A 9,012-nucleotide genomic window follows, 5' to 3' on the forward strand; every position below is an offset into this window, starting at 1 on the left:
ACAATACTCAATATCTATTCCTAGTTCTGTTATTTTTCTAGTAATTTTTTTGAGCATATTATTTGTTTGCTTTCTGCTCTCGTTCTTTTTGTCGTCTTTTCAAAACTTCTCTTATTGTTTCACGGTCAGAATCAGTCATAGGTTTACCGTCAAATGACCTGAATGTATCAAGTGATTTTTCTAAGTCATCATCAAGTTTCTTTTGATTTTTAATGTCTGTTTTACCTAAAAGGTAGTCAGTGGAGACGTTGAAAAAGTCCGCAAGAGTATTGAGGGTTTGTTGGTTAGGATTTCGTTTTCCGTTTTCCCAAACAGCGTATCCTTGTTGAGAAATTCTGAGTTTTACAGCAATTTCTTTTTGAGTTAATTTAGCTTCTAAACGCAACGATTTCAGTCTTTCAGGCAACATTTTCTTTTCCTCCAGAAAAATAATTTAATTTTTTTTCAAAAAACGCTTGACAATACAAACAAAGAGTTGTAGAATGTATTTAACAAACAAATGTTTGTTTAGGTTTTTGAAACAAAAGCCTGCTACTTTTACAAAATCTAGTTTGAGGATTAGATTAGTAGAAATAACAAGCAGATGTTCCAAGAATCACAATCTAGTTTCCAAAAGTCAAAAGTTCATGATTGAACGCAAAAATAAGACTTTGGGAAACAAAACAGATTGAAAAAAACTTTGTTCATTGAAAATCAAATACAAAATATCTGATTCATACAATGATATAATAGCAGTGTGGTAACTCTATTATATCAAATGTTGCTATTTAGTGCAATAGGGTGTGAAAAAGAGACTTGGGAAAACCCAGTATAATCAAGTAGCTACGGTGGACTGCACAGTGACAGCACAATAGTTAAGTTCAATGTTTTATCATTGGGCGAAGAGGTGGAGTAAGGCATAAGATGTGAGGCGATTCATTGCTGACTAAAAGGCGTGTGTATTCAATTACAAATTATATCACAAACAACTTTATGTTAAAAATTCCCCTCGAAACTTCACAAGAGTGCAGTAGGCGATGATATGAGCCACAATTCTTACTTTTCCTCTTGTGTCGTATATTTACGAAGTAAATGAATAAGAAAAGCTATCAGTTTGTGGATTGATGGCTTTTTGAAATATATAATAACTCAGTTTGCGGATTGAGCTTTTCTGATAAGAAGTTTGCGTGATTTCTTATCTTTATGTGACCGAGAGTGTCGTAAAACAGGTGTAACTCCTGTTGGTTGCTGAAAGATGTCAAAGATAGTATAATAAGATAAACAGGAGGTACTGAACATGATGAATCCAAAATTTATTGAGCATGATGAAGATGTTGTCATCTTGACTAAGAGTGAATATGATAATTTGCAGGCAGAGCTTGCAGATACAAAAGCTAAATTAGCTTTTCAATATGAATTAGGAAAAACGGTTTATCGTATGGCTAACAAAGATGAATCTATGTCAAAAAATGATTTTTTTGAGAGGGTTGGTATTTGATTGAGACGATTTAGAGTTGAGCCTGAGTACTATGAAGATTATCAAGAAATTATTTCTTTTATGAATCAAAATGAATATAGTGAAAGATATATTGCTGAGTTTAAAAAAGAGACTAGGCAAGCAATGGACTATTTAGAGATAAACAACGAAGCGGGATCGTTATACGATTCTGATTCTGGTTTTCCATATAGAAAGTTTGTTTATTTTAAACATTTAATCATCTATGTATTATTTGATGAAGAAATAAGAATTTTGAGATTGTTTCACGAAAAACAAGATTGGCAAAATAAATTATAAGTTTAGCGATTAGAGAAATCTAATCGTTTTTTTGTTGAAAAAATTTAGGAGAGAATACAAAATGAAAAAAAGAATTAACGAACTATCAAAAGAAATCAATATCCCAAACAAAACCTTACTTGAAAAAGCCAAGGAGTTAGGCTTTGAAGCAATTAAAATGCACTCAAACAAAATCAATTTTGCTCAGGAGTTCGCCTTGCGTAGGTGTTTTGGCGATACTAAGGCATTTGGTGCAGAAAGGAAATGTTTTTAATTGATTTATTGACCTAAGCAAGTCATGAAACTGCAAATATTTTCAGTAAAGGAGTAGAAAATGGAAACGTTGAGATTTCCTCTGGCGAAAGTGAAACTCTCGCTAGTGACCTGAACAAGTCGTTAAACTGTTCTTAAAATTATATATGCTGAATGTAGAAAACACGGTATTGATTATCGTGTTTTTTGGGTGGCTGTCGTCTAATGGTAGGACAAAACTAAGATAATTACGCAAAATGCGTTTTTGGTTCAAAAATTTAGTTTTGGTGCAGGTTCAAGTCCTGTCAGTCATATAATCGCTGTCATTAGGACAGTATATTAAACAATGCTCAAGGAGGTGTTGTGCTAGAAAGAAGATGAAATAAATGACAGTCAAAGAAATGAAAAAGCCGTTAGCGCTAGTTTTCAAACAAAAAGAGAACGATAGGCGTTGGAGAGAAATAGATAATAGGGTCAAACGATTATATGGATATAAACCAGAAGCAATAGAAGAAGATGAGTATAGCTTTATTGCTGATATTATAATCAATAATATTGACCTATTTAAAAAACAATAAAATTGATTTTGTTTGTGTAAAGGAGAGTAAATAGATGAGATGTATTTATAGAGGTTACGAATTATCAACACGCCCTGCATTAGCCCATGAGGAAATGCTAGAACATGGTACGTGTAACGGCTATCTTAAAATTCCTGAATTTCAAGGTATAAGTTATTGGGATATTCCGCAAGGTAGTATTCACGGTGGTTGGACTTATAGGAATGATGATATTTTTGGGTTTGATACTTTGCATTATAATTCCAAGAAATATATGGACGAAGAATGGGTTATCAACCATTTGAAAGAATATGTTGACGAGGTTTTGATGAAAATGGACAAAGAGCGATTTATCAATGCAAGAATTGTTATTAATATTAATGAAAAGTGATTGATCCAATGCGACCTGAACCAAGTCCTAAAACTGATTTAAACAATCTGTTTGCGGATAGATTGGTAAAATATGATGAAAACTGTCTAAGGGCAGTTTTTTAATATGTTGTCGAAGTTGTCATAATCAAAATAGCTATGCTTCTAGTAAGGGCGATACTAAATCAGCCTGTTTGATTTTTTGATTATAAGATAAACCTGCCAAGGTCAATGAACGTCATACTAAATGAATGTGCTTGTTATCTGTATCTTTTTTCCGCTTTCGGAATAGAAAAGAGCTTAAATATGGCAAAATTCCCCGAAGAAATCGTAAGCGATTTGAAACAAACGATTGGTAATGAAATTTTCATTAATCAACATGTAGATGAATTCCCTAAAACACAATACATTCCAGTTGAATATCGTGTCTTTTCAGGAACTTCAAAAGAACAACCTCAAGGCTTTAAAATTATTGTGTTTGGTTTTGCGAACTCGAAAAAACCAAGTAAAAAAATCAAGGTATCACTTGATTCGCTCATCAATCCAGTTGTGACTTTCCGATCAGTGCGTGAAAATGGTCGCTCATCACAACATACATTAATTGTCGCAGAAAAATTAACATTAGGAGGAACAACAAAATGACATTAAAAGGAATTAATTCTCGAACTGAAGATTTAGCGAAACGCATGCCAGTTGATTGGAAAGCAACGTTTGGTAAGATTGAATTTTTATCTACTGAAAAAACCAATAAATTTGATGATGAAAACAAACCAATTAATGATGTTTTTGCTCGCCAAGTCGTTATTTTCTACTCAGAAAAACTCGGCGATGATTACGAAGTTGTGATCCCAACAGATTACGAAGTCCAAGGCGTTGAGTATGGCGATGAAATTGAATTTTTAGGCGAAGTTTCAGCAATGCCGTTTGAACAACGCATTAAAAATGGCAATGATTTCCGTCTTGTCCCTGCTTTCTCTGTCAAAGCTGATGGTTTCAAAAAGGCACAGGTAACACAAGCACCACCAAAACCTAAAAACGAAGCTGAAAACAAAGTAGGTAAATAATGGTTAGAATAAAACAAAGTTTAGGAACAAGAATTTACCCTTATCAAAGGCATTTCATGAAAATACTATATTTTGTTTTATCATTCCCATTTTTATGCGGGATTGCTTTTTTTATCTATCTCAACTATCATAAAATACTCGCAATAAATAAGCGGTCAATCATTATTTTGGTTTGCCTGCTTTTGCTATCGGTGTTATGTGTGATATTTCTTAAACGTTTGATTGTGCTTTCTACATTTTGGGCGAGAAAGTTTGAAAATATTTTCAAAACAAGCCGTTTCATATATGAGGGCGGTTATTACTATACAAAAAAACGTGATAAGAAAGAAAAAATCATCTATCCAAAAGTCTACTTGAAACAAGATAATTTTAAACTATACGCTTCATTTGAGTTGGCAGGTCGTAAATTTCAAGATAGATTTACGAAAGTTGCTCCCTTTTTAGAAGTAATGTACTTTTCAGATTTTGCTGATAAGGTAGATACAACAAATTTTGTAACTTATGAATTTAATTCAAATGCAAGTTTGGGAAGAATTAAAGTTGAGGAAGTTGAAGCCACGAACGAAAAAGGCATTCGCCTTTCTAAAGATTTTTGGTGGGATTGGAATGAAGCACCCCACCTCTTAATTGTTGGTGTTACTGGTGGCGGTAAAACTGTCTTTTTACGTGCAGTTTTACTTGCCTTGGCAAAATTAGGTGTAGTGCAGATAGGCGACCCTAAACGTGCTGACTTTGTGACTTTGGCAGATTTACCTGTTTTCAAAGATAGAATTCATTTTGAACTTGAAGATATTGCCAATATGTTTATAGAAGCAAACGAAATTATGGATAAGCGCTATGATTTCATCAATAAGAAAGCTAAGGAAATGGGGCATCATGATTTACGCCCTTGGTATGAGTATGACTTAGAACCCATGTTTATCGTATGCGATGAGTTGAATGCTTTCACAGAATCGCTATCTTATAGATTGTTAGAACCTGTTTATACAGCTATGACAAATATTGTCCTTAAAGGTCGTCAAGCGGGAGTGTTTTTCATTCCTGTTATGCAAAGACCAACAACTTCTAATATTCCGCCTAATGTTCGTGAGAATATGGGGTTACGTATTAGTCAGGGTAGTCTTGACTCAAGTGGTAATATGATGACCTTTGGCGATATTAATGCGGAGAAAAATTTCAAAACTTTAAAGGTGGATAGTTTAGGTCGTAAGGTACGAGGTCGGGGTTATATAGCTTTTAAGGATATGCTTGCTAGAGAATATTATGCGCCAATTTGGGATGGAAAATTCTCTTTTTATGAAGCCTTTGAAAAAATGCCTAGGATAGAATTACCTGATTTTGATGGGGTTAATGATGATCAAGTTGAAACTCAAAATGACCCTGAAATAAAAAATAGAGATATAGAAAGGAAGTTTAAAATGCTTGATAATTCTTTATATAGCAAGTCGGAATTAATTTCTGAGGTTGGTATGGACGAAAAGACTTATAAAACGTATCAGCTCATTTTGAATAAGTTGAAATATCCCTTTACTCGAAATGAAAAAGGGCATATTGGCTATAATGATGAAGAAATTGCCATGTTTGATTATGTCTACCAAGTAGCTAAGGAGAGTGGTAAACCCGTTAAGGAGATATTTAGAACATATCTTAAAACCATCGGCAAGACACCTGAGGACGTGTCCCGTAGCCCGAAAAGCGACAGCGCAGGGCTAGGGCAGGACGGAGTGTCTGCCGAGGGTGCGGGCGCCAGCCCGCACCCTTAACACCCCTCCCTCTAATAGGGGGTGTAAAGTGACAACCAAACGGCATTCAAGCCTTATCCTATATGGCTTTTAAGGAGTTAAAAAATTGCAGAAAAAGTCAACCAATTTTGAAAATACCGCTGAAAACCTAGTGCTTATGCGTGATGAGTTAAATTTCACGCAAAAAGAGATGGCAAATCTACTCAACGTAAGTAAACAGTTTTACAGCGCTTGTGAACTGGGTACTAAAGAACTAGCTCAGGCACGTTTCGATATATTGTTCAGACACTACGAAAAATCACAACGAACTAACAAAATCAATCACGACTTACAAATAACAGGCATGATTGATTTTTTACGTATTCGATTTCAAACCCTCAACTACGTTGAAATTGTCGAGAGAATTTTAAAGCTCAATCCTAAAAACTTCACAATTGAACCAAGAGGGGGCTATTCCTACAAAAACAAAATGTCTTACGGTGGTATCAAGGTTTACTATTCAAACGACATCAAAATGGGGTGTATGATTGATTTATCTGGTTCAGCTTGTCGGGAGCTTGAGTATGCGTTTGAAACACAAAACAGGGACTGGCAACAATTTTTCGATGATGTGTTTGACTACATTGACGAACAAACTGAACGTTATAACCTAACTGATAACTTTTGGAATATCACTCGTTTAGATTTAGCGCTTGATGAGCTTTTCAGGAAATTAGGTAACTTTAATCTTAGAACGCTTTTAACTAAAGTTTACGAAAATGATTTAGTTTCTAAACTTAAGCGTTTTGTACCTAATGAAGCATATGAGCTTTTTAAAGGGCTTTATGTTAGTCAAGGCTTATCACTTGAATTTGGCAATCGCAAAGGCGAGGTGTATTTTGTTTTTTATGAAAAAGATTTAGAGCAAGTCCAAAAAACTAAAAGAGGACTTGACGAAATTCATGAGACAGACCAGTTTAAAAATCGCTATGAGGTACGTTTAGCTGATGAAAAAGCAAAACAAGCGATCGAAAAGATTTTCCGAGAGGGGGAAAGTTTGGTCGATTATGCTGTCAAAATCATCAATTCCTATATCACGGTTTATGATGATAGGGGAAACAATGAGCTTTGTCAAGAATGGTATGAATTACTGGGAGATATTTCAAAACAAAAATTCATCACTAAACCTCGTGAATTTACACTTGCTAAAAAATTAAGATGGGCTGAAAAAACCATTTCGCCGTCAAATGTCGCCATTAAATTGATTTCAAAAATCAAAAAGACTGATTATCTCAACCAGTTTGAGGAACAAGCAAAGGTTTCTGAACGTGACATTAAATTGATCGAGAGTGAATTTGAACTTGCAAAAACTCGAAACACACTCAACAAAAATGAAAGACGTGAGATTGAACTGGAGATAGAATTTTTGAAAGAGAGGTTAGAGCATGTTAAAACGTGATAAAGCGCAAACTTTACGCTTTAACCAATTCGTGAGTTTTGTTTATCAGGTTTCAGATGGCTATTTATTTCAAATATCCGAAAAAGATGTAGAAATAAACAGCCTTAATCACAAAATAAGTGAAAATGTTTATCTTGTCAGGAGTTTTGAAAAAGCAGGTAAAAATAGTTACCATGCAAAATTGTTGAAGCAAGAAACAAAATCTTTAATTGTCATGCGTGATTTACTTTATCAACAACAGGTCGAAAAAAAGAGAGAAGATTTATTTTATCAGCTCTTGATTGAAGCAGAAGAAGATGACGACAAGCAGTTAAAAATCATTGATGATTTATCAAGAAAATGTCATCTGAATAAAAAGCAAGTCAATTATATCTTTAAGCGCCATGAGTTGAAACCTTTGATTTCTGACATTAGATATTTTCTGGAAGAATGCGATGGGAGTAATTTTGAGTATAGCTACTATGAGATTTTAAGACAAGAAGTACAAGAAATTTATCATATCTATCCTGAGCCAGCACTTCGTTATGAGGTGTTTTCTTTTTATGAATATCAGGCAACGCTTTATGAAAAACTTGCCAAGAAAAGACAATATACCTTAATTGTGCAAGAAAAACAAAAGCAACAAAGAGCCTATGAACAAGGTTCGTATTATAAAACACAATTCATAGATTTTGACCTGATGTTTTCAGCAGATTTTGAGCCATATGTCGAGTGGTTGGAAAAATTGAAAAGTCAAACAACATTTTTCTTGGATCTAATTGATGAAGATAAAAATGTTGAATTAGCAGAACCTAACATTTTATCTTATGTTGAAAAAGAAATCGTTGATAATGACGTTTATTACTTTTTTGTGGATAACAAAGATTTAATTTTTGGAAAAGATTTTAGCGACTATGTAAACAATCAATTAAAAAAAATGTTTGAAACTGAACCAAAATTTATTGATGAAGTAAAAAAATCTTTGGAAACTAGCGATTCCTATTTTTCGGAAATGTTTTCAGAAATCAATCATGAAATAAAGTTTATTGGAAACTATCAAGACTACAATCAAATTGTAGATTGGGTGCATGATGGTTTTTAAAAAGTGATATAAAATCAACAGCTGTACCAGTGCTAAAAAGCCGAAAACAGAAAATGGAGAAATATATGGTTAAAACACAAAATACAGAATTTGACACACTAATGAAAAAAATTCAGTCAACTGCCGAAAATATTTCGGAATTAACACTCAAAGGAGACTTCGAGGGTGCAAAGGAAAGTTTCCTTGAACTTAAATCACTCATGAAACAGGAAGTGTACCTCGAACAAATTTCGCATGGTAAGGGTGGTGCGATTGATATTGAAGTGAAAAAATATGGTTCAATGTTATTGCGCCATACTAATCTAAGCAAAGGCTTGGGTACAGTTTCAAAACAGCTCCTTGAAGTTTTGAACTAACAAGACAAACAAATCACAACTGATTAACTAAAATTGAGCTTTTTAGCATTGGTACAGTTGTTGATTCTATAAATTACAAAAGAAAAAATATGAAATTTTAAAATTGAAAGGAATTTAAAATGAGACCTAGATACGAAAGAAAACGTGTAGGGAAACTAAGGGTAATCGTCCTCTGGGGAGATGTACCTGAGTGGGTTTTAGAAAATGCAGAAAATGGCACATATGGCATTGGGCGGGTAGAGACAGAAGATTATAAAATTGATATTAGACCATAAATTTTAGAGAAATGCGAGTGTCGAAGCTCGTATTTTTATTTTAGAAAAGAGAAAAAATGGCGATACACAGATTAAAGTTACATGCAGATTATTTTGAAGCTGTTAAAAACAAAGTCAAAACCTTT

General features: G+C 33.8%; 13 protein-coding genes and 1 pseudogene. 13 read left to right on the forward strand and 1 reads right to left on the reverse strand.

Annotated elements, in window-relative coordinates; all coding sequences use genetic code 11:
- Positions 1–58 precede the first annotated feature (58 nt).
- Positions 59–409 (reverse strand): helix-turn-helix domain-containing protein, encoded by a 351-nt coding sequence (locus ACYQ21_RS13550; RefSeq protein WP_460059045.1) that lies wholly within the window; start codon positions 407–409, stop codon positions 59–61.
- An 867-nt stretch (positions 410–1,276) separates the two neighbouring features.
- Between ACYQ21_RS13550 and ACYQ21_RS13555 the strand changes: the two genes are divergently transcribed.
- From ACYQ21_RS13555 to ACYQ21_RS13615, 13 genes and pseudogenes are all read left to right on the forward strand, one after another.
- Positions 1,277–1,477 carry a hypothetical protein gene (locus ACYQ21_RS13555; protein ID WP_460059046.1) on the forward strand — a complete coding sequence of 67 codons (201 nt, stop codon included), beginning with the start codon at positions 1,277–1,279 and terminating at the stop codon, positions 1,475–1,477.
- The gene (locus tag ACYQ21_RS13560) at positions 1,478–1,774 is read left to right on the forward strand and encodes a type II toxin-antitoxin system RelE/ParE family toxin (RefSeq protein WP_460059048.1); all 297 of its coding nucleotides are present in this window, start codon (positions 1,478–1,480) and stop codon (positions 1,772–1,774) included.
- 61 nt (positions 1,775–1,835) lie between these two features.
- Positions 1,836–2,027, forward strand: coding sequence for a translation initiation factor IF-2 N-terminal domain-containing protein (locus ACYQ21_RS13565; RefSeq protein WP_460059049.1), 192 nt, complete (start codon positions 1,836–1,838; stop codon positions 2,025–2,027).
- A 189-nt stretch (positions 2,028–2,216) separates the two neighbouring features.
- Positions 2,217–2,319 (forward strand): annotated as a pseudogene (locus ACYQ21_RS13570).
- Positions 2,320–2,391: 72 nt separating this feature from the next.
- Entirely contained in the window at positions 2,392–2,583 is a 192-nt protein-coding gene (locus tag ACYQ21_RS13575) for a hypothetical protein (RefSeq protein ID WP_460059050.1), read from the forward strand.
- 34 nt (positions 2,584–2,617) lie between these two features.
- Positions 2,618–2,953, forward strand: coding sequence for a hypothetical protein (locus ACYQ21_RS13580; RefSeq protein WP_460059052.1), 336 nt, complete (start codon positions 2,618–2,620; stop codon positions 2,951–2,953).
- Between the two features lie 284 nt (positions 2,954–3,237).
- Positions 3,238–3,573, forward strand: a complete 336-nt coding sequence (locus tag ACYQ21_RS13585; RefSeq protein WP_460059053.1) for a hypothetical protein — start codon at positions 3,238–3,240, stop codon at positions 3,571–3,573.
- Positions 3,570–3,995 carry a DUF961 family protein gene (locus ACYQ21_RS13590; RefSeq protein ID WP_460059054.1) on the forward strand — a complete coding sequence of 142 codons (426 nt, stop codon included), beginning with the start codon at positions 3,570–3,572 and terminating at the stop codon, positions 3,993–3,995. The genes ACYQ21_RS13585 and ACYQ21_RS13590 overlap by 4 nt, the downstream gene beginning before the upstream one ends.
- Before the next feature lie 200 nt (positions 3,996–4,195).
- Positions 4,196–5,758, forward strand: coding sequence for an FtsK/SpoIIIE domain-containing protein (locus ACYQ21_RS13595; RefSeq protein ID WP_460059055.1), 1,563 nt, complete (start codon positions 4,196–4,198; stop codon positions 5,756–5,758).
- A gap of 85 nt (positions 5,759–5,843) precedes the next feature.
- On the forward strand, positions 5,844–7,175 hold the full coding sequence (locus ACYQ21_RS13600; protein ID WP_460059056.1) for a replication initiation factor domain-containing protein: 1,332 nt from the start codon (positions 5,844–5,846) through the stop codon (positions 7,173–7,175).
- Entirely contained in the window at positions 7,162–8,256 is a 1,095-nt protein-coding gene (locus ACYQ21_RS13605; protein ID WP_460059058.1) for a hypothetical protein, read from the forward strand. Before ACYQ21_RS13600 ends, ACYQ21_RS13605 begins: the two co-directional genes overlap by 14 nt.
- A 65-nt stretch (positions 8,257–8,321) precedes the next feature.
- Positions 8,322–8,612 (forward strand): hypothetical protein, encoded by a 291-nt coding sequence (locus ACYQ21_RS13610; RefSeq protein ID WP_460059060.1) that lies wholly within the window; start codon positions 8,322–8,324, stop codon positions 8,610–8,612.
- A 119-nt stretch (positions 8,613–8,731) separates the two neighbouring features.
- Positions 8,732–8,887, forward strand: a complete 156-nt coding sequence (locus ACYQ21_RS13615) for a hypothetical protein (protein WP_460059062.1) — start codon at positions 8,732–8,734, stop codon at positions 8,885–8,887.
- Positions 8,888–9,012: the final 125 nt, after the last annotated feature.

This window comes from Pseudolactococcus yaeyamensis (assembly GCF_054658615.1).